18 protein-coding genes are annotated in these 20883 nt (G+C 75.1%); 5 read left to right on the top strand and 13 right to left on the bottom strand.

Going from position 1 to position 20883, the window contains the following annotated elements; translation table 11 throughout:
• The coding region (locus VK640_03375; GenBank protein ID HTE72227.1) for a lipoyl synthase at window positions 1-650 on the bottom strand (650 nt) is incomplete at its 3' end.
• Window positions 647-1300, bottom strand: coding sequence for a lipoyl(octanoyl) transferase LipB (lipB, locus tag VK640_03370; GenBank protein HTE72226.1), 654 nt, complete (start codon window positions 1298-1300; stop codon window positions 647-649). The genes lipB and VK640_03375, both read right to left, overlap by 4 nt.
• Window positions 1301-1389: 89 nt before the next feature.
• Between lipB and VK640_03365 the strand changes: the two genes are divergently transcribed.
• Window positions 1390-2427 carry a Gfo/Idh/MocA family oxidoreductase gene (locus VK640_03365; protein ID HTE72225.1) on the top strand — a complete coding sequence of 346 codons (1038 nt, stop codon included), beginning with the start codon at window positions 1390-1392 and terminating at the stop codon, window positions 2425-2427.
• 26 nt (window positions 2428-2453) lie between these two features.
• Here VK640_03365 and VK640_03360 read toward each other — a convergent pair whose 3' ends face one another.
• Entirely contained in the window at window positions 2454-4289 is a 1836-nt protein-coding gene (locus tag VK640_03360) for a GNAT family N-acetyltransferase (GenBank protein HTE72224.1), read from the bottom strand.
• On the bottom strand, window positions 4286-5035 hold the full coding sequence (locus VK640_03355) for a peptidase E (protein HTE72223.1): 750 nt from the start codon (window positions 5033-5035) through the stop codon (window positions 4286-4288). The genes VK640_03360 and VK640_03355 overlap by 4 nt, the downstream gene beginning before the upstream one ends.
• A 108-nt stretch (window positions 5036-5143) precedes the next feature.
• On the opposite strand from VK640_03355, the gene VK640_03350 reads away from it, so the two are divergent.
• On the top strand, window positions 5144-6910 hold the full coding sequence (locus VK640_03350) for a serine/threonine-protein kinase (protein ID HTE72222.1): 1767 nt from the start codon (window positions 5144-5146) through the stop codon (window positions 6908-6910).
• A gap of 43 nt (window positions 6911-6953) precedes the next feature.
• Here VK640_03350 and VK640_03345 read toward each other — a convergent pair whose 3' ends face one another.
• From VK640_03345 to lpdA, 3 genes are all read right to left on the bottom strand, one after another.
• Window positions 6954-7862, bottom strand: coding sequence for a TIGR01777 family oxidoreductase (locus VK640_03345; GenBank protein ID HTE72221.1), 909 nt, complete (start codon window positions 7860-7862; stop codon window positions 6954-6956).
• 69 nt (window positions 7863-7931) lie between these two features.
• Window positions 7932-9992 (bottom strand): 2-oxoglutarate dehydrogenase, E2 component, dihydrolipoamide succinyltransferase, encoded by a 2061-nt coding sequence (sucB, locus tag VK640_03340; protein ID HTE72220.1) that lies wholly within the window; start codon window positions 9990-9992, stop codon window positions 7932-7934.
• Window positions 9993-10101: 109 nt separating this feature from the next.
• Complete coding sequence (gene lpdA, locus VK640_03335) at window positions 10102-11508, bottom strand: dihydrolipoyl dehydrogenase (GenBank protein ID HTE72219.1); 1407 nt, start codon at window positions 11506-11508, stop codon at window positions 10102-10104.
• A 190-nt stretch (window positions 11509-11698) separates the two neighbouring features.
• Between lpdA and VK640_03330 the strand changes: the two genes are divergently transcribed.
• Entirely contained in the window at window positions 11699-12016 is a 318-nt protein-coding gene (locus tag VK640_03330; GenBank protein ID HTE72218.1) for a hypothetical protein, read from the top strand.
• A 15-nt stretch (window positions 12017-12031) separates the two neighbouring features.
• Here the strand turns inward: VK640_03330 and VK640_03325 are convergent, their stop codons facing one another.
• The gene (locus tag VK640_03325; protein HTE72217.1) at window positions 12032-13573 is read right to left on the bottom strand and encodes a leucyl aminopeptidase; all 1542 of its coding nucleotides are present in this window, start codon (window positions 13571-13573) and stop codon (window positions 12032-12034) included.
• A 73-nt stretch (window positions 13574-13646) separates the two neighbouring features.
• Between VK640_03325 and gcvT the strand changes: the two genes are divergently transcribed.
• The gene (gcvT, locus tag VK640_03320; GenBank protein HTE72216.1) at window positions 13647-14759 is read left to right on the top strand and encodes a glycine cleavage system aminomethyltransferase GcvT; all 1113 of its coding nucleotides are present in this window, start codon (window positions 13647-13649) and stop codon (window positions 14757-14759) included.
• Entirely contained in the window at window positions 14756-15295 is a 540-nt protein-coding gene (locus VK640_03315; protein HTE72215.1) for a shikimate kinase, read from the top strand. Before gcvT ends, VK640_03315 begins: the two co-directional genes overlap by 4 nt.
• A gap of 73 nt (window positions 15296-15368) precedes the next feature.
• Here VK640_03315 and VK640_03310 read toward each other — a convergent pair whose 3' ends face one another.
• The 5 genes from VK640_03310 to VK640_03290 all read right to left on the bottom strand — a co-directional run.
• Entirely contained in the window at window positions 15369-16370 is a 1002-nt protein-coding gene (locus VK640_03310; GenBank protein HTE72214.1) for a nicotinate-nucleotide--dimethylbenzimidazole phosphoribosyltransferase, read from the bottom strand.
• Window positions 16367-17194 (bottom strand): ECF transporter S component, encoded by an 828-nt coding sequence (locus VK640_03305; protein ID HTE72213.1) that lies wholly within the window; start codon window positions 17192-17194, stop codon window positions 16367-16369. Before VK640_03305 ends, VK640_03310 begins: the two co-directional genes overlap by 4 nt.
• Window positions 17195-17236: 42 nt before the next feature.
• A complete protein-coding gene (locus VK640_03300) occupies window positions 17237-18880 on the bottom strand; it encodes an ATP-binding cassette domain-containing protein (protein ID HTE72212.1) in 1644 nt (547 codons plus the stop codon).
• Window positions 18877-19974: an energy-coupling factor transporter transmembrane component T gene (locus VK640_03295; GenBank protein HTE72211.1), complete on the bottom strand. Its 1098-nt coding sequence runs from the start codon at window positions 19972-19974 to the stop codon at window positions 18877-18879. Before VK640_03295 ends, VK640_03300 begins: the two co-directional genes overlap by 4 nt.
• 35 nt (window positions 19975-20009) lie before the next feature.
• Window positions 20010-20883: hypothetical protein (locus VK640_03290; GenBank protein ID HTE72210.1), on the bottom strand; the 874-nt coding region annotated here is incomplete at its 5' end.

The raw sequence follows: 20883 nt of genomic DNA, 5'->3' as shown, positions 1-20883 counted from the left end.
TTGGACTTGGTGACCAGGCCGGCCTCGCGGGCGGCGGTGAGCACGGCGAGCGACCGGTCGAACCGGAAACCGGGGCGGATGCGCTTGAAGATGCGGGGGACGGTCTCGACGTTGTGGGCCAGCACCTCGGGCCGCGACTCGAACACCTCGGCCAGCAGGTCGGGCTTGCCGTTGAAGTCGGGGATCAGGTTCTCCACACCGGTGCCCGGGTTGAGCTGGTGGATGGCCCGCACCGTCTCGGCGTAGAGCCACGCGCCACCGTCGGGCAGGTCATCGCGGGCGACGCCGGTGATGGTCGCGTAGCGCAGGCCCATCGCCTGCACCGACTCGGCCACCCGGCGCGGCTCGTCGCGGTCGAGCGGCTGCGGCTTGCCGGTGTCGATCTGGCAGAAGTCGCAGCGCCGGGTGCACTGGTCGCCGCCGATCAGGAAGGTGGCCTCGCGGTCCTCCCAGCACTCGAAGATGTTGGGGCAGCCCGCCTCCTCGCACACCGTGTGCAGGCCCTCGCGCTTCACCAGCGACTTGAGCTCGGTGTACTCCGGCCCCATCGTCGCCCGGGTCTTGATCCACGAGGGCTTGCGCTCGATAGGGGTCTCCGCGTTACGGACCTCCAGGCGCAGCAGCTTGCGGCCCTCTGGTGCGGTGGTCACGCGTCCCAGACTACGTCAGCAGCCGAGGGCCTCCGGAGGACCTCGGCGAGGCGCTTCTCGACGTACGGCAGGGCGTCCGGCACCGTGACCGGTCGCCCGAGCTCGGCGGTCAGCGACGTCACCGTCGCGTCGGTGATGCCGCACGGCACGATGCGGTCGAACCAGGTGAGGTCGCAGTCGCAGTTGAGCGCGAAGCCGTGCATCGTGACGCCCTGCGAGACCCGGATCCCGATCGCCGCGACCTTGCGCTCGCCGCGGTCGTCGGACACCCAGACACCCGAGCGGCCCTCGACCCGGCCGGCCTCGAGCCCGAGGTCGGCGCAGACCAGGATCAGCGCCTCCTCGACCCGTCGCACGTGCCCGACGACGTCGACCGGCTCGGGCAGCGCGACGATCGGGTAGCCGACGAGCTGCCCCGGCCCGTGCCAGGTGATCTTGCCGCCGCGGTCGACGTCGACGACCGGGGTGCCGTCGACCGGGCGCTCCATGTCGAGGGTGCGCTTGCCGGCGGTGTAGACCGGGGGATGCTCGAGCAGCAGCACGGTGTCGGGGACGTCGCCGGTGACCCGGGCGGCGTGCAGGCGGCGCTGCTCGTCCCAGGCGTCCAGGTAGTCGACGAGCCCGGCGTGCAGCATCCGCAGGTCGTTCACGCTCCGAGCGTACGTCAGCAGGTCGCTGTGGCTGCGGGCCCGCGCGGCGCCGGCCGGTGCTGTGCCCTGCTGCCCCTACGCTTGCGCGGGTGCGTGACCTGCGCGTCGGACTGGTCGGCTACGGCATGGCCGGGCGGGACATCCACGCGCCGCTGCTCCGCGAGGTCGAGGGGCTTCGGGTCACCCACGTCGTGACGGCCAACCCCGAGCGGGCCGCTGCGGCCCGACTCGACGACCCGGAGGTGCGGGTCGTGGGGTCCACCGACGACCTGTGGGCGTACGCCAAGCACCTCGACCTGGTGGTGCTCGCGTCGCCGACCGGCGTGCACGCCGAGCAGGCGCGGGACGCGCTGCGGCGGGACGTCGCGGTCGTGGTGGACAAGCCGCTCACGGTGCGGGCGGTCGAGGCCCGCGAGCTGGTGGCGCTCGCCGCCGAGCGCGGGGTGCTGCTCACCGTGTTCCAGAACCGGCGGTGGGACCCGGAGCACCTGACGGCACGGGCGGTGCTGTCGTCGGGCGTGCTCGGCGAGGTGGTGCGCTACGAGGCGCGCTACGAGCGGTGGCGGCCGGTGCCGAAGCAGCGATGGCGCGAGCGCTGCACGAGCGAGGACGGCGGCGGGGTGCTCATGGACCTGCAGTCCCACCTCGTCGACGGGGCGCTGGACCTGTTCGGGCCGGTCGCCTCGGTCTACGCCGAGCTGGAGGCGCTGACGACCGTCGGCGACGACGTGGCGTTCCTCGCGTTGCACCACCTGTCCGGCGTCGTCAGCCACCTCGGGGCCACCTCGCTGGCGGGGGCGCCGGGCCCTCGGATCCGGCTGCTGGGTCGCGAGGCGGCGTACCTCGTGGGTGACGTCGACGGCGACCCGTCGGCGTTCGACGCGTGGCGTGACGCCGACGACGAGCACCGCGGCTTCCTGGTGCGGGGCACCGAGTCCGAGCCGGTGCTGCGCGCGCCGGGCCGGTGGGCGGACTTCTACCAGGGCGTCCGCGCGGCGCTCGTCGAGGGGGCGCGGTTGCCGGTCGACCCTGCGGAGGCGGCCGCCGTGATGGAGGTCCTCGACTCGGCGCGGACGTCGGCCCGGGACGGCGTGGTCGTCGACGTGGTCGAGCTCGAGCAGGACTGAGCCGTGGCGCGCCGGCCGCGGCGGCGCTACGTCCCGGTGAAGGGCATGTCCAGCTCGTAGACCCCCGCGTCGGCATCCATGGCGAGCCCGTGCAGGCCGAGCTCCTGCCCGCGGCGGAACACCCGGAGCATCGCCGGGTTGCTGGTGAGCACGTCGGCGGTGAGACCGCGGACGCCATGGGCCTTGGCGTACTCGACGGTCCGGCCGTGCAGGGCGGTCGCGACGCCGGTGCGCTGCCATCCCGGCTCCACCATGTAGGCCACCTCGGCGACCTGGTCGCGAGGGTCGACGTAGTAGCTGCTCGTCGCGACGATCCGCTCGTGCTCGGCCGGGCCGACGACCGCGGCGAAGGCCATCTCGGCGGTGTAGTCGACGTCGCACAGGTGGTCGGCGGCCTGGTCCGTGAGCGAGCGCAGCTTCTGGAAGAAGCGGGTCTGCACGTCGGTCTCGGGGAGCCGGTGGAAGAGCGCCTGCATGCCGGCCCGGTCGCGCGCCCGGGTCGGCCGCAGCAGCACCTGGCGGCCGTCGCGCAGCTCGATCCCACGCTCCTCGTGGACCGGGTAGGCAGTGCGGCTGCGCAGCTCCTGGTCGGCCGCCACGATGCCGCGCTCGCGCGCGGCCGCCAGCAGGTCGCCGCGGTCGTCGGGATGCGCGACCTCGATCAGCGCGACCGCCCGCTCGGCGACGGAGAGGCCGAAGAGGTACGCCGTCCCGTACTCCGTCACCACCCAGCGCACGTCCGACCGGGGAAGGGCCACCGGGTCGTCCGGGCCCAGGGTGGGGACCACGCCCGGCCGCCCGGCAGGGGTGCGCGACGCGAGGGCCACGACGGGGGTGCCGCGCCGCGCCCGGAGTGCGCCGCGGTGGAAGTCGGGGCCGGTGGCAACGCCGCCGTAGAGCACGCCGTCCAGCCGCTCGGTGCAGACCTGTCCCGACAAGTCGACCGAGAACGCCTGGGTCACCGAGACCATGCGGTCGTGCCCGGCGATCACGTCGGGGTCGCAGACGTGGTCGACCGGGTGCAGCGAGAACCGCTCGTCGGTGGCTAGCCGGTCGTAGAGCCGGCGGGTCCCCATCGCCCAGCTGGCGACCACCGGGCCGGTCACCACACCGGCCTCGACCAGGTCGACGACCGGGTCCGTGACGACGTCGGAGTGAACAGACAGGTCGCGGCGGTTGCGCAGGTGGCCCAGCATCTCGTGCGGCACCCGGCCGAGCCCCACCTGCAGGGTCGACCCGTGGTCGACCAGCCTGGCGACGTACCGCGCGATCTGCTCGGCGACCCCGGCGGTGGGCTCGTGGACGTACTCCGTCACCGGGGTGTCGACGGGCACCACGTGGTCGATGTGGTCGAGGGGGATGCGGGATCCGCCCCGGGTCGATGGCATCGCCCGGACCACCTCGGCGACGACCGTGCGGGCCGATAGCACCGCGGCGAGCGTCACGTCGACGGAGACGCCCAGGCTGCACGTGCCGTCTGCGTCCGGCGGGGCGACCTGCACCAGCGCGACGTCCAGCGGCAGGTGCCCGTCGGCGAACATCGCGGGCACGTCGGCCAGCCGCATCGGTACGTAGTCCACGAACTCGCGCGGCTGCAGGTCGCGCACGTCAGCGCCGGCGTAGAAGACGCGGTGCCGGTAGCGGGTGCGCGGCGGGTCGCCCACGCCGACGCGGTCGGTCAGCGAGTGCACGAGCGTCACGCCGGCCGGCGGGTCGGGCAGCTCCTCGAGCGCCCGCAACAGGGTCCGCGGGGTCGCGCACGCGCTGCCGACGAACACCGTGTGGCCCGGCCGGACCAGCCGGGCGGCCTCCTGGGCGGTCAGCGTCCGGTCGGCAGGCAGGGCCCCCGTCGTCGTGTTCACAGCACACCTCCTCCCGGCCCGACCGCGCCGGGCAGGAGCCGCGGCTCGATGCGGGTCTCGGTGACCGTGCCGTCGGGCGACCGCTCGACCCGGTAGGCCGCGGGGCCGGGCCGGTCGGACACCGCCTCCACCAGCTCAGTGCCCTCGTAGACGAGGCCGACGCCGTCGTCGGTGGCGTAGGAGAGTGGCAGCACCTCGTCCGCGACCAGCTGGTGCAGCAAGGGCCGGCGCTGGGCCTCGACGTCGTAGTGGACCCCGTTGCCGTAGGGCAGGAAGCCGAGGCCGCCGAGAGCCGGTCGCAGCGTGGGGCCGTAGCTGTCGGTCGGGCCGCCGACGTGCCAGCAGATGGAGCCTGCCGAGACCCCGGCGAGGACCACGCCCTCCTCCCAGCACTCGCGCAGGACCTCGTCGAGGCCGTGGACCCGCCACACGGCGAGCAGGTTGGCGACCGACCCGCCGCCGACCCAGACGACGTCCTGGGCCAGCAGGTGGGCCCGGACGTCGTCGACGTTGGGCATCATGAACAGCTCGAGGTGGCTGGCCCGGACGTCGAGCCCGGACATCGCCCGGTAGAACGCGGCGGTGCCGTTGAGGCTGTCGCCGGTGGCGGTGCCGACGTAGCACAGCCGTGGCCGCTCGGGGTTGCCGACGAGCTCGATCGCGTGGTCGATGATCGGGCCGGTGCGCCACTGGAACGCCCCGCGGTCCGTGGGCAGGAAGCCGCCGGAGGTCGCGAAGATCTTCATCGCCCCACCCTGCCGGAGATCGTGAGTCGTGTCGCGGGGAGGCCCCACGGTCTGTCGCCTGTGGACGACGGCGGCTGTGGACGACGCGGATCGCGCCAGGCTGGGCTCATGACCGATCCGGTGGCGCCGTTGGTGGCGGGCTACGAGGTGACCGGGCTGCTCGGCGCGGGGTCCGGCGGCGAGGTCTGGCTCGGGCGTGACCGCGGGACCGGGGAGCAGGTCGCGCTCAAGCGGGTACGTCCCGGAGCCGGTCTGGCCGCGCGGGACCGGCTGCGGCGCGAGGCGGCCGCGCTCGCCGGCCTGACCCATCCCCACGTGCTGCGCCTGCGCTCGGTCGTGGGCTGTCTCGACACGCCGGACGACCTGGTGCTGGTGCTCGACGCCGCGCTGGGCGGCAGCCTCGCCCGGGTCGTCGCCCGGCAGGGGCCGCGACCGGCCGGCCAGGTGGTGACCGTGCTGGTGGCGGTGGCCGACGCGCTGGCGGCGGTCCACCGGGCCGGCCTGGTCCACGGCGACGTCACGCCGTCCAACGTGCTGGTCGCCACCGACGGCCGACCGGTGCTGGGCGACCTGGGCTCTGCCCGGCTCGGCGGTGCCGAGCCGGTCGGGACGCCGGGCTTCGCCGACCGGACAGGCCCGAGCGGGCCGGCGACGGACGTGCACGGCGTGGCCGCGACCTGCGTGTTCCTGCTCACCGGCCGGCCGCCCTACGACCCGGCCGGTGTCCGCGTGCCGCCCGACGGTGACATCTCCGCCTCCGGCCAGGCGGCCTCGCGGCTGATGAGGGTTCTCGACGCGGCGCTGCACCCCGACCCGCGGCAGCGGCCGGACGCCGCCGGGCTGGCGCGGGCCGCCTTCGACGCGGTGCCCCCGGAGCCGCTGACGGTGGATCCGCTCGAACAGGCCGTCGGATCTGTCGCGGGGGCCGCCCAGAGCGATGCATCCCTCCTGGTGGACGGAACGCCGAGCGGGACCTCGTGGGGCGTGCCGATCACCCAGCTGTCCGCTGCCGGCTGGACCAGGGTGCCGGAGCACGTTCCGGGGGACCGTCTTCAGCCCGCCGCGGGGGGTTCGGCGCAGCGGCCCGGCCGGCCTCGCGGCGCCCATGCCCGGCCGCGTCCCGCCACGGCTCGCGCCCCTGCATCGGCAGCGCTGCGGCGGACCCGGTCGTGGTCCGCGCTGGGACGCAGCGGCGCGGCCGCGCTGGCGACGGCCGTCGCCGTCGTGCTGGCCGCGGTGACCGGCATCGCCTGGGCCGGCGCCGGTCCGGCGGCCTCCCCGGGGCGGCAGGTGACCGCCCCCTCCCCGCCGCTGCCGGCCTCGGCGTCGGCGGCGTCGGCGGCGTCGGCGTCGGCGGCGTCCCCGACGTCCCTGACGTCCCTGACGTCCCCGACGTCCTCGGTGACCGGCGCTCCCGGCCCGGCCGTCTCGAGTTCCGCCACGCCCTCGCGCGGCCGGGCGTCGACGCACGGGGCCGCCCGGCTCACCCCGGAGCACACCTGGTCGGCCCGGCTGCGTGCCCTGGACGAGAAGCGGTCCGCGGCGTTCGCCGCCGGCGACACGGACGCCCTGAAGCAGGTCTATGCCGACGGGTCACCGGCGCTGCGTCGCGACCGGCGCCTGGTCCGACAGCTCGCCGCCGAGGGTCTCCGCGCGGCCGGGGTGCGCCTCCGGGTGGTCCAGCTCCGGGTCGTGTCGACCGCAGGCCACAGGGTCCGGCTCGCGGTGATGGACGAGCTGGCGGCGTACCGGCTGCTGGACGCCCAGACGGGGTCGGTCGTCGAGCGCCGTCCTGGCCGCGGTCCGGCGCGCTGGGTGCTGACCATGGCCCGGCAGCCGGAGGGCTGGCGGCTCTGGGAGGTGACCCGTCGCTGACGTCGTCGACGCCCTGCGGGCTGCTGGCCTGACCAGGCGACCGTCAGGAGGTGGCGCGGGGATGCGCACCCGCGAGCGACTCGCGCAGCGCCGGCTCGAAGCTCGGGTGCGCGAACACGAACCCGGCGTCGAGCAGCCGCCGCGGCACGACGCGCTGCCCGCCGAGCAGGTCGTCCGCGAAGTCCCGGAACACCGCCTTGAGCGCGAAGCCGGGTGCCACCGCGATGGTCGGGCGGTGCACCACCCGGCCGATCGCCTCGGTCATGGCCGCGTTGGTCAGCGGCTCGGGTGCCGTGACGTTGACCGGTCCCTGGATGTCGTCGCGGTCCGCGACGAGACGCACGGCCCGCACGTAGTCCTCGAGCGCGATCCACGACCACCACTGGCGACCCGACCCGACCCGGCCGCCGAGGCCGAGCCGGAAGATCGGGAGCAGCCGGCTGCCGAAGATGCCGTCCTTCCCGGACACCACCGGGGAGGTGCGCAGGTGCGTGACCCGCGCGCTGTCCTCGGCCGGCCCGGTGGACGCCTCCCAGCGGCGGGCGACCTCGGCCACGTACGACGAGCCGATCGGGCTGCTCTCGTCGCAGACTTGGTCGCCCGGGTTGCCGTAGATCCCGACCCCGGACATCGACAGCAACGTCGGCACACCGGCGTCCGCGACAGCCTTGGCGATCGTCGTGGTGCCCTGCACCCGGCTGTCCATGACGACGCGCTTCTGCGCGGGCGTCCACGGCCGGTCACCGATGCCGGCTCCTGCCAGGTGCACGACCACCTGTGCGCCACGCACGGAGCCGCGGTCGACGGTGCCCGCTTCAGGGTCCCAGCGCGCCTCGGCGGGGGACGACGGCGTACGTCGCACGAGCCGGACCACATCATGACCGTCGGCCGACCACGACGAGTCGAGGGCGCGGCCGAGCAGGCCGGAGGCACCGGTGAGGACGACCTTCATGCCGTCTCCTTCCGCGGGTCGGTGTCCACCGGATGCCTCGCGTGCACCGGGTCACACCTGTGCTGGACCTCAGAGCCCCAGGTCGGACTCGAACGCGCCCTCCTCGAGCCGGGCCTTGATCGTGGTGAGGAACCGGGCGGCATCCGCGCCGTCGACCAGCCGGTGGTCGTACGACAGGGCGAGGTAGCACATCGATCGGATCGCGATCGTCTCGCCCAGGTCCGGGTCGTCGACCACGACCGGACGCTTGACGACCGCGCCGGTGCCCAGGATGCCGACCTGCGGCTGGTTGACGATCGGGGTGTCGAAGAGGGCGCCACGGCTGCCGGTGTTGGTCAGCGTGAAGGTGCCGCCGCCGAGCTCGTCAGGCCCGATCTTGTTGCCGCGGGTGCGGTCGGCCAGGTCGGAGATCTTGCGGGCCAGGCCGGCGATGTTGAGGTCGCCCGCGTCCTTCACCACCGGCACCAGCAGGCCTCGCTCGGTGTCCACGGCGACCCCGAGGTGCTCGGCGTCGAAGTAGGTGATCTGGCCGGCCTCGGTGTCGATGCTGGCGTTGAGCCGCGGGTGGGTCTTGAGCGCCTCGACGGTCGCCTTCGCCAGGAACGGCAGGTAGGACAGCTTGACGCCCTCGCGAGCCTCGAAGTCGGCCTTGGCGCGTGCCCGCAGCCGGGCGACCCGGGTCAGGTCGACCTCGACGACCGTCGTCAGCTGGGCCGACACCTGCAACGACTCGACCATCCGGGTCGCGATCACTTTGCGCAGGCGCGACATCTTCTCGGTCGTGCCGCGCAGCGGCGACGGGCCGCCATCCGGGCCGCCCTGGGCCGCGGGCTGGGACGCGGCCGCCGGCGCCTCGGCTGGTGCCTCGGCCGGTGCCTGCGCCTGGGCGGCCTTGGCCGCCTCGAGCACGTCCTGCTTGCGGATGCGGCCGCCGACCCCGGTGCCGCGCAGACCGGCGAGGTCCACGCCGTGCTCGGCGGCGAGCTTCCGCACGAGCGGAGTCACGTACGTCGCGCCGTCGCCGCCGGACTGCTGCTGCGCGGCGGGCTGGGTGGCCGGCGCCTGCTGTGCGGCCGGCTGCTGCGGGGCGGTCTGGGCGGCCGGGGCCCCCTGCTGCGGCGGCGGCGCCTGCTGGGGTGCTGGGGCCTGCTGCTGCGGGGGCGGCGCCGAGATCAGCGAGGGTTGCGGAGCCGGCGCGGACTGCTGCGCCGGCTGCTCCTGCTGGGCGGGCTGCTCCTGCTGGGCGGGCTGCTCCTGCTGAGCCGGCGCCTGCTGGGCCGAGCCGCCGCCACCGCCGATGAGCGCGAGCTGGGCGCCGACCTGGACCGTCTCGTCCTCCCCGACAAGGATCTTGGTCAGTGTGCCGGCCACGGGGGAGGGGATCTCGGTGTCGACCTTGTCGGTCGAGACCTCGAGCAGCGGCTCGTCGGTCGCGACCTCCTCGCCCTCCTGCTTGAGCCACCTGGTGACGGTGCCCTCCGTCACGCTCTCGCCGAGCGCCGGCATGGTCACCGGCGTGCCCTCGCCGCCCCCGCCCTGGTCGGCCGAGTCGCCCGAGGGCTGCGCGGGCCGCGCGGGCTGCGCGGGCTGCGCGGGCTGCGCGGGCTGCGCCGTCGACTCCTGCTGCTGCGGGCTCTGCGCCTGCTGGGGCTGCTCGCTCGGCTGCTCCACGTCAGCCGGGGCGGCCGGGTACTGCGCCCCGCCCTGGTCCTGCGCGGCCGCCGCCTGCTGCTCGCCCTGGTCCTGCGATGCGGCGGCCTGCTGGTCGCCCTGCTGCTGGGCCTGCGCCGGCTCGCCCTGCGCGCCCTCCTGTCCGCCGCCCGGCTGCTGCTCGCCCGACGACTGGTCCGACGACTGGCCCGACGACTGGCCCGACGAGTCACCGCCTGCGGCGCCGTCGCCGATCACGGCCAGCTCGGCGCCGACCTCGACGGTCTCGTCCTCGCCGACCACGATCTTCTGCAGCACACCTGCCGCCGGCGACGGGATCTCGGTGTCGACCTTGTCCGTCGACACCTCGAGCAGCGGCTCGTCGACCGCGACCTCCTCACCCTCCTGCTTGAGCCACCGGGTGACGGTGCCCTCCGTGACGCTCTCGCCGAGGGCCGGCATGGTTACCGAGTGCGACATTGCTCACGGGCTCCTTCTCGTCGGGCGATCCGGTCGGGCGCTGCGGCGGATCAGGTCGGTGTCGGACGCGTCGGCGGGTGCCAGGGGCTAGGGGTCGAGAGGTCAGGGGTCAGCCGTGGGCGTGCAGCGGCTTGCCGGCCAGCGCCAGGTGGGCCTCGCCGACCGCCTCCGTCTGGGTCGGGTGCGCGTGCACCAGTGAGGCGACGTCGTCCGGGTAGGCCTCCCAGCCGTAGATCAGCTGCGCCTCTGCGACCAGCTCGCCGACCCGGCTGCCGACCATGTGGATGCCGACGACCGGGCCGTCCTTCTGCCGGACCAGCTTGACGAAGCCGGCCGTCTTGAGGATCTGGCTCTTGCCGTTGCCGGCCAGGTCGTAGGTGAGGGTCTCGATGCCGTCGTCGCCGTACTTCTCCTTGGCCCGCGCCTCGGTGATGCCCACCGACGCGACCTCGGGCTCGGAGTAGGTCACCCGCGGCACGCCGTCGTAGTCGATCGGCGCGGGCTCGAGACCTGCCAGCCGCTCGGCGACCATGATCCCCTCGCCGAAGCCGACGTGCGCCAGCTGCAGCGTGGGGACCAGGTCACCGACCGCGGAGATGGTGGGGACGTTGGTCTGGCAGTGCGCGTCGACCTTGACGAAGCCGCGCTCCATCTCGAGGCCCACCTGCTCGTAGCCGAGCTCCTGCGACGTCGGGCCGCGACCGACGGCCACCAGCAGCAGCTCGGCCTCGATGGTCTTGCCGTTCTCCAGGGAGACCTTGACGCCGTTCTCCGACTTCTCGACCCCGGAGAACCGGGCCCCGAGCTCGAAGGCGATCTTGCGCTTGCGGAAGGCGCGCTCGAGCATCTTCGACGACTGTTCGTCCTCGAGCGGCACCAGGTGGGGCAGCGCCTCGACGATGGTGACCTCGGCGCCGAAGGACTTCCAGACGCTGGCGAACTCGCAGCCGATCACCCCGCCGCCCAGGACGACGACGGAAGCGGGGACCTTGTCCAGCTTGAGCGCCTGGTCGCTGGTGATCACCCGGGAGCCGTCGACGTCCAGGCCGGGCAGGCTCTTGGCGTACGACCCGGTGGCCAGGACGACGTGCCTGCCCTCTAACCGCTGCCCGTCGACCTCCACCGCGGTGGGGCTGACCAGCCGGCCCATGCCCTGCACGAAGGTGATCTTGCGGCTCTTCACCAGGCCCTGCAGGCCCTTGTAGAGCCGGGCGACGACGCCGTCCTTGTACTCGTTGACCGCGGGCATGTCGATGCCCTCGAAGCTGGTGCGGACGCCGAACTGCTCGCTCTCGCGGCTCGAGTCGGCCACCTCGGCCGCGTGCAGCAGGGCCTTGGTCGGGATGCAGCCGCGGTGCAGGCAGGTGCCGCCGAGCTCGCCCTTCTCGATCAGGGCGACCTTCATGCCCAGCTGGGCCGCGCGCAGGGCGCAGGCGTAGCCGCCGCTGCCGCCGCCCAGGACGACGACGTCGAAAGGTCCGTTCTGCCCGCTCTGGGTGCCGGCGCTGTCCGCCACGGCGCGCTCCTCGCGATCTGCACGTCCCTCTCGGGACCCTGGCTGGTTCGGTCCTCATCCTGTCACCGTTCGGAGCCGCCTGCGCACGCGGGTGATCCGACCGGAACGCTCTCCCTGTGCCCTACCGTTGCCGTGGCAACACGGGGTCTGGCGCCGGGGCTGCGAGCCCCGGGGACGAGGAGGGTGGCCGGTGCGGCTGTTCCGTCGCCGGGGACGTCCGGGGCAGGTGCGCCGGGCGGACAGCGCCGACGTCATGCACCTGACGACGTTCGCGCGTGGTCACACCGGCGTCGAAGCGTTCGTCGAGCCGCCCACGGCGGTGTCGACGACCACGGTGGTGTTCGTCGCCAACACCGGCGAGTGGACCCGCCGCCGGGTCGCCGACGCGCGCGTGGCCCACGAGCTGGCCAACCGCCTGGGCATCCCGTCCTACGACGCGGCCGTCGTGGGATACCCGCAGCGGATGCGCGACTGGAACGCCCGCAAGAGCGCCCGCCCCGACGCCTGAGATCGGCCGCTCGAGTCAGACGGCGCCGCGGGCCAGGTCCTCCGCCAGCCGGACCAGCGTGCGTACCCCGTGGCCGGTGCCGCCCTTGGGCGTGTAGTCGTGGGCGGTGCCGGCGTTCCACGACGGCCCGGCGATGTCGAGGTGCGCCCAGCGCTGGCCGTCCTTGACGAAGTCCTTGAGGAAGAGCCCGGCGACCAGCATGCCGCCGTACTTGTCACCCATGTTGGCGATGTCGGCCACCGGCGAGTCCATCGACGCGCGCAGCTCGACGGGCAGCGGCATCGGCCACATCAGCTCGCCGGCGGCGTCGGCGGCGGCACCGATGGCGGTGCGCAGGTCGTCGTCGTTGGCCATGATCGCCGCGGTCCGGCTGCCCAGGGCGACCAGCTGCGCCCCGGTCAGCGTGGCTACGTCGACGAGCACGTCGGGGCTCTCCTCGCCGGCCCGGACGAGGGCGTCGGCCAGGATCAGCCGTCCCTCGGCGTCGGTGTTGAGCACCTCGACCGTCTTGCCGCCGTACGTCGTCAGGACGTCCGACGGGCGCTGCGCCGTGCCGGACGGCATGTTCTCGGCCATCGGCGCCCACGCGGTGACGTTGACGTCCAGGCCGAGGCGGGCGACCGCAACGACCGCTGCGAGCACGGCCGCGGCCCCGCCCATGTCGGACTTCATCCACTCCATCGCGGCGGCCGGCTTGAGCGACAGGCCGCCGGAGTCGAAGGTGATGCCCTTGCCCACGAGGCCCAGGCTCGGCTTGCCCCGGCCGGCCTTGTAGGAGACGCGGACCAGGCGCGGCGGACGGGACGAGCCCTGGCCGACGCCCATGATCCCCCCGTAGCCGCCCTTCGTCAGGACCTTCTCGTCGAGCACCTCGACCGTCAGGCCGGCCTGCTTGGCCGCCGCGGTCGCCAGCGCCGCGAACTCCGCCGGCGGCAGGTCGCCGGGCGGCGTGTTGACCCAGTCGCGGGTCAGGTTGACCGAGTCGACGACCGCGGCCGCCCGGGTCACCGCGGCCTTGACGGCCCGGTCCCGCGGCGAGGAGGCCACCAGCGTGAACTTCTCGACCGGCGCCTTCTGCGCGGCCGAGGTGGCCGCCCGGTAGCGCGTGTAGGTGTACGCCCCGAGCAGCGCTCCCTCGGCGACGGCCGCGACCTCGGTCTCGTCCGCGGCCGGCAGCGCCAGGCCGACGTTGGCGGTGCCGGCGAGCGCGCGGGCGGCAGCACCGGCAGCCCGGCGGAGCACCTCGTGGGCGTACGTCGCGCCGGCTCGGCGGCCCGAGCCCTTGGGCGCTTCCCCCAGGCCGACGGCGACGACGACCGGCGCCGACACGGCGCCCAGCGAGGCGATCTTGGTGACCTCGTCGGCCTTGCCCGTCGCCCCGAGGGCGGCCAGCGTCGCGGCGAGCCGCCCCTTGAACGCCTTGTCGACCTCCTCGGCGCCGGCGGCCAGCGTGATGCCGTGCCCTCCCTTGGCGTCCGGGTCCTTGGCGACCCCCACCACGAGGGCGTCGACCTTGAGGCCGGCCGGCTTGCTGCTGGTGAGGGAGACGGTGCTCACAGGTGCGGTCCCACTTCTGGAGGCGGTCCGGTGCGTCGGGAAGGGCAAGGCTCGCGATGCTAGCGTCCGCCGGATGAGCGACCAGAACGGTGGGCTGCGGACGTCTCCGGTGAACGACCGGCACGTGGCGCTCGGCGCCAAGATGGCGGACTTCGGCGGCTGGTCGATGCCGATCGAGTACCCCGCCGGGGGCGTGGTGCGCGAGCACACCGCGGTCCGGGACGCGGTCGGGCTCTTCGACGTGTCACACCTAGGCAAGGCGGTCGTCCGCGGACCGGGGGCCGCCGGTTTTCTCAACACCTGCCTGACCAACGACCTGGGCCGCATCGGGCCCGGCCGGGCGCAGTACACGCTGTGCTGCGACGACCCGACCGGCGGCGTCGTCGACGACCTGATCGCCTACTTCCGGGCGGACGACGAGGTCTTCCTCATCCCCAACGCGGCCAACACCGCCGAGGTGGTGCGCCGGCTGCAGGCGACCGCGCCCGAGGGCGTGCAGGTCGTCGACCTGCACGAGCGGCACGGCGTGCTCGCCGTGCAGGGTCCGCGCAGCGACGACGTGCTCGGTGCGCTCGGCCTGCCGCACGGGCACGGCTACATGTCCTTCGAGGCGGTCGACTGGCGCGGCATGGAAGTCGTGGTCTGCCGCACCGGCTACACCGGCGAGCGCGGCTACGAGCTGGTGCCGCGGTGGGAGGACACCGTCGCGGTGTGGGACGCCGTGCTCGAGGCGGGCGAGCCCTTCGGCATCCGGCCGTGCGGCCTGGGTGCCCGCGACACGCTGCGCACCGAGATGGGCTACCCGCTGCACGGCCAGGACCTGTCGATGGACATCACGCCGGTCCAGGCACGCACCGGCTGGGCGGTCGGCTGGAAGAAGGACGCCTTCTGGGGACGCGACGTGCTGCTCGCGGAGAAGGAGGCCGGGCCGCGCCGCACGCTGTGGGGGCTGGAGGGCCTCGAGCGCGCGATCCCGCGGTCGCACATGTCAGTGGCGTCGGCGGACGGCGCAGCGGTCGGTGAGGTGACGAGCGGGACGTTCTCGCCCAGCCGCAAGGTCGGCATCGCCCTCGCCCTGCTCGACCGCTCGGTGACGGAGGGGGACGAGGTGTCGGTCGACGTGCGCGGCCGGTCCGCGCGGTTCCGGGTCGTCAGGCCGCCGTTCGTGGCCGCCTCCCCGGCATGACCGGCGACCGGTCGGCCCGCCGGGCGGGCACCCGGGTGCTGCTGCTCGGGATGATGGGCGCCGGCAAGACCTCGGTCGGCGAGGAGATCGCGGCGCGCACCGGCTGGGCCTACCGCGACAACGACTCGCTGGTCGGTGAGCTCGCCGGGCTGCCCACGGCCGAGCTGCTGGAGCGGGACGGGGTCGACGCCCTGCGCGACACCGAGTCCGCGGCGCTGCGACGGGCGGTCGACGACCCGGGGCCGCTGGTCGCCGGCGTCGCCGGGGGAGTCGTGGAGCGGGAGGCAGACGTCGAGCTGCTGCGACGTACCGACGCCCTGGTCGTCTACCTGCACGCCCCCCTCGACGTGCTCGTGGAGCGGGTCGGCGACGGCGGCGGGCGCCCCTTCCTGCAGCCCGACCCGGCGACTGCGCTGCGGCGGCTGTTCGATGGACGGGAGCCCCTCTACCGCCAGGTGGCCGACCTGGTCGTCGACACCTCGCAAGGCACCCCCGCCGACCACGCCAGCCAGGTGCTCGCAGCCGTGCCTGCGTGATCGTTTGCGGCAGGGCCGGCCGCGACACGCCGACGCCGCGGCGTGTCAGCGGGCCCGACGTCGCAAACGACCATCAGGTCGCGGCGAGCTCGGCGGCGGCCCGCAGCACCGGCACGGCGAGCAGGGCACCGACCCCGTCCTCCTGGCGGACCTGCAGGTCCAGCACCGGGTCCAGCCCGAGCCGGTCGAGCGCGACGGAGTGCCCCGGCTCGGGGCTGCGGTGGGACGCGAGCCACCAGTCGGCGGCGCGGAAGGCCATCCGCTGCGCCAACAGCGCCGCCGCCGAGGTCGCGACGCCGTCGAGCAGCACCGGGGTCCGTCTCGCCGCGGCGCCGAGCAGCAGGCCGGTCGCCGTCGCGAGGCCGGGACCGCCGACGGCGGACAGCAGGCCGACATGGTCGCCGAGCAGCGGCCGGCCGCGCCGCATCGTGTCGCGGACGACAGCGGCCCGCCGCATCCACAGCGCGTCGTCGAGCACCGGACCGCGGCTGGTCACCGCCGACGCGTCGCGCTTGGTCAGCAGGCCGACCAGCGCGGACGCGACGGTGCCCAGCCCCCGGCCGGCGGCCGCGAGCACGATCGCGTCGGTGCCGGCGTCCGCCTCCGCGTCGGCCAGCGCCACCCCGGCGAGCAGCGCCGCGAGGGTGTCGTCGACGGTTGACGCGTCGGTGGTGTCGACCCGTGCCGTCGTCCCGTCGAGCAGCAGAGGGCGTACGTCGACATCGACTCCCGACGCCACCCTCGCCGGCGCCGAGTCCCCGGCGACGGTCGCCCGCACGAGCTCCTCCGTCGACCCGGCGGGCCGGGCGGACACGCCGGCGTCCGCGACGCCGTGGTCGGCCCCGAGCAGCAGCATCCGCACCCGCTCCAGCGGCCGCACCGTGCCGGGCTCGTCCGGCGACTGCACGCCGGCCACCCACACGCCGAGCTCGTCGAGGCGGCCGCGGGCCGGCCGGGCGAGCAGGCGCTCGCGGGCCGCCAGCCGGGACTGCCCGTCCGGCCGGGTGATCGCCGACAGCACCGCGTCGACGCGCTCCCTGGCGGCGGGTTGCTCGGCCGCGGTGCCGCTGCTCACCGGGCGTCCTCGAAGCGGCCGACCGCGCCGAACTGCGCCCTGCGCCCGGCCCGGCGCAGGGCGCGCAGCACCGGCCGGGCGGTGAGGGCGACGAGCACCGCGGTGGTCACGGCCCGCGGGATGTCGAAGCCCAGGGAGGTGGCCAGTGTGAAGGCGAGGAAGCGGCCCAGGTTCTCGGTCACCGGGTCGCCGGCGACGTAGGACAGCTGGCTCTCCAGGCCCACCGCGAAGGGCCACAGCTGGAGGTTCATCAGCAGCCCGTAGAGCAGGCCGGCGACGGCGCCGTAGGCGGTGAGTATCGCGACCTCGGCCCGCCCGCGCAGCGGGGGCAGGCAGCCGGCGAGGAAGCCGACCCAGCCGGCCGCGATCATCTGGAACGGCAGCCACGGACCGACCCCCGCCGTGAGCAGGGCGCTGGCGAACAGCGTCACCGACCCCAGCACCAGCCCGAACCCGCGACCGAGCGCCCGGCCGGCCAGCACCAGGAGGAAGAACACCGGCTCGAACCCGGCCGCGCCACCGCCGAGCGGCCGCAGCGCCGCCCCGACCGCGGCCAGCACGCCCAGCACGGCGACCGCCTTGGCGTCCATGCCCCCGTCGGCGACCTCGGCGAGCACGACCGCCAGCAGCAGCGGCAGCAGCGCCACGAACAGCCACGGGGCCGTCGCGTTGCCGGCCAGGGCGGACCCGGGCTCCACGACGAGCGGCCAGCAGAACGCCACCACGCCGAGGGCGCTGACGACGGTCAGCGCGACCGCGGCCCGGGGACGGACCCGGACCGCCGCGGGCAGCCGCGGCGGACGGCGGACGGCGACCTGGCTCATGCCGCCCCCGTCATGCTCGTCGGTGTCATCGCGCTCATGTGCTCACCCGGCCCGCAGGGCGTGCGCGACCTCGGCCACGGTCAGCCACGGCTGCGGCGCGAGCACCTTGGCGACCTGGGGGGCGAAGGCCGGCGACGCGACGACCACCTCACGCGACGGACCGTCGCTGACGACCTCGCCGTCGGCGAGCACCACGGTGCGGTCGGTCAGTGTCGCCGCGAGCTCGACGTCGTGGGTGGCGAGCAGGACGGCGTGCCCGGCCGCGGCCAGCCGGCGCAGGACCCCTACCAGCCGCTCCTTGCCGGGGTAGTCCAGGCCGCGCGTCGGCTCGTCGAGCAGCACCAGCGGTGGCCGCCCGGCGAGCACGACGGCCAGCGCGAGCGCCAGCCGCTGTCCCTCGGACAGGTCGCGCGGGTGGGTCGCCGGGTCGACGCCGGGCACCAGGTCGGCGAAGACCGCCAGCGCCGTGCCAGGGGAGGCATCGGCGTCGCCGTCGGCGGCCCGGCACTCCTCCGCCACACTGTCGGCGTAGAGCAGGTCGCCGGGCTCCTGGGGCACCATGCCCACCCGGCGCACCAGGTCAGCGGCTGCCAGCGCGTGCGGGTCGGCGGCGTCGGCAGCGTCCGGCCCGACCCGTATCGTGCCGCCGTCCGGCCGGCGCAGCCCGACCAGCGCCGACAGCAGGGTCGACTTGCCGGCACCGTTGCGGCCCATCAGTGCGACCACCTCGCCGGCCCGCAGCTCGAGGTCCACCCCGCGCAGGGCCGGGCGGGCGGCGGGCGCGCCGTACCGCACGACGACGCCGGACGCCGTGGCGACGACCGGCGCCGCCAGGGGGACGACGTCTGGTCTGGGGTGCGTCGGGCGTACGGCCGACAGCCGCTCGGACAGGTCGCGCGACCGGCGGCGGGCGTCGCGCACCGACAGCGGCAGCGGCGACCAGCCGGCCAGCCGGCCGAGCTCGACCACCGGCGGCGCCACCGGGGCGGTCCGCATGACCTCCGCGGGCGGGCCGCTCAGCACCGGGGCGCCCCCGCCCGGCACGAGGACGACCCGGTCGGCGTACTGCACGACCCGCTCGAGACGGTGCTCGGCCACCAGCACGGTGACGCCGAGGTCGTGCACCAGGCGCTGCAGCAGCGCCAGCACCTCCTCGGCCGCGCCCGGGTCCAGCGCCGAGGTGGGCTCGTCGAGCACCAGCACCCGCGGGTGCGGGGTGAGGACCGAGCCGATCGCCACCCGCTGCTGCTGCCCCGCGGACAGGGTGGTCAGTGGCCGGGCCCGCTCGCCGGCCATGCCGAGGACGTCGAGCACCTCCTCGACCCGGCGGCGCATCACGTCGGGCGCGACGCCGATCGACTCCATGCCGTAGGCGAGCTCCTCCTCGACGGTGTCGGTGACGAAGCCGGCCAGCGGGTCCTGGCCGACCCAGCCGACGACGTCGGCCAGGTCGCGCGGCCGATGGTCGCGGGTGTCGCGGCCGTCGACGGTGACCCGGCCGGTGAGCAGGCCTCCGGTGAAGTGCGGGACCAGCCCGTTGACGCAGCGCAGCAGGGTGGACTTGCCGGAGCCGGTGCGGCCGACGACCAGCGCGAGCTCGCCCTCGGGGATCTCCAGGTCGAGGCCGGACAGCACGGCGTGGTCGCTGCCCGGGTAGCGCACCGACACGTGCTCGAAGCGGATCACCGGTCACCACCGAAGTCGTCCGGCGCCGGGGCCAGCCAGGCCGGCAGGGCGGCCACCAGCAGCCCGGCCACTGCCAGCAGCGGCAGGGTCGGCACCACCAGCGGTGACGTGGAGGGGTTCATCGCGTCCGGCGACACGGTCGACGCGACGACCGCGGTGGCCGCGGCGGTGACGCCGCAGGCGCTGACCAGCCACTCGGGCAGCCCCCATGGGTCGGGGCGGTAGCGGCTGCGGGTCGAGCGCCGGCCACCCAGCCACAGGCCGACGGTGGCGGTCGCCGCGCCGAGAGTCAGCAGCGGCAGGCCGAGCGCCACCGGCGACTGCGCGTCGAGCAGCCCGTAGAGACCGGCGCACACTCCCAGCAGACCGGCCAGCGTCACCGCGCCGGACCCGGCCCGGTGCACGTGGGCGTCGCTGGTGGCCGTGCGGCCGAACCCGCGGGCGTCCATGGCGGCGGCCAGCTCGACCGACCGCTCGAGCGCGCCCTCGAGCACCGGCATCGCGACGCCCCTCAGCCCGCGCAGGCCGGTGTGCCTACGCCCGCGCAGCCGCCGCGCGGCCCGCACCCGGGTGACGCCCTCGAGCAGCTGAGGTGTGAATGACAGCGCCACCACGACAGCGACCCCCACCTCGTAGAGCGCACCCGGCACGGCCCGGAGCAGCCGGCGCGGGTTGGCCAGCGCGTTCGCGGCACCCACGCAGGCCAGCATGGTGGCCAGCTGCAGCCCCGCGTACACCGCACCGGCGACGCCCTCGAGCGTCACCTCGCCGCCGAGCCGCACACCCGCCGCCCAGTCCGGCAGCGTCACCTCGGGCAGCGTGACCAGCACGTGGCCAGGCACCGGCGCACCGAACAGCGCCGCGAAGACCACCCTGATCGCCACGACGGCGATGCCCATCCGCAGGTAGAACCCGTAGGCCCGGCTCCACGGCGCCTGGGTCCGCCGGGCGGCAACCACCCAACCCGCGACGGCGAGCACCAGGCCGAGCAGCAGCGGGTTGGTGGTGCGGCTCGCGGCGGCCGCGAGCCCGGTCGCCCAGAGCCACCAGGCACCAGGGTGCAGCGAGCGCAGCGGCCGCAGCGCGGCCGGCACGGACGGCGTGCTCTTGGCGCGCGGCGCCGTGACCGTCACGGCCCGCCTCCTCGGCGCGTCCGGGCCAGCGCCGCCCCGCCGAACACCGCGATCAGCCCGCCGCCGAGCGCGACGCCGGCCCAGGTCAGCGCGCCGTCGTCGTCCGCGGCCGCCTGCGACGCCACGGCGGACTGGGACGGCGTGGCGGGCGCGGAGTTCTCGGCCGGCGGGCTGCTGACGGACGGGATCGTGGTGGTGGAGGTGGACGTCGGCGTGGGCGTCACGGTGGTCTCGGGTGACCGGCTCGACGACGTACGTCCGGAGGCGCTTCCCTCGGCGGACTTCGACGACGACTGCTCCGGGGACGGGGCCTGCCTGGTCGTACGGTCGGGGTTCGGCGTGGTGCTGGTCGGCCGCGGCTCGGCGACCTGGGGGCAGATCTGGCGCAGGGCGATGTCGGGGGGCTCGCGGCGGCCGCTGTCCTGCCAGACCCAGGCCTCGGTCGCGCCGGGTGCCGGGTCGTGGGTGGCGGCGCCCTCGGTCGCGTAGACCCACCGGCTGGAGCCCTTGGCCCGCCACCAGTAGGACCAGTAGGTGTCGGTCGAGGTGTCCGAGCACGCGGGGACGCCGTCGATCTGGCAGACCTGGCCGGGCTGGCGCGGGACGAACGCGTAGCCGTAGCCGGCCTTGGTCAGCGCCTCGAGCCCGCTGTCCGGGTCGCCCGTCGCGCAGCCGGTGGAGAGTCCGGCACCGAGCAGCCGGGCGTCGACGACCACGCCGACGCACGGCTCGGTCGCCGCAGCAGGGGCGGCCGGGCCGGCGAGCGGGCCGAGGCCGGCCAGCGCCGCCGCGGCGAGTGCTGCCGCGAGGCGCCGGCCCGTCCTGTGCCTGCTCATCGAGATCGCCTGCCGGCCGTGCCCGTCATCCGTG

It is taken from the genome of Actinomycetes bacterium (assembly GCA_035489715.1).
In the GTDB taxonomy this organism is placed as follows: Bacteria; Actinomycetota; Actinomycetes; order JACCUZ01; family JACCUZ01; genus DATHAP01.
The sequence above is the reverse complement of the archived record's forward strand: the minus strand, read 5'-3'. Positions and strand labels throughout refer to the sequence as shown.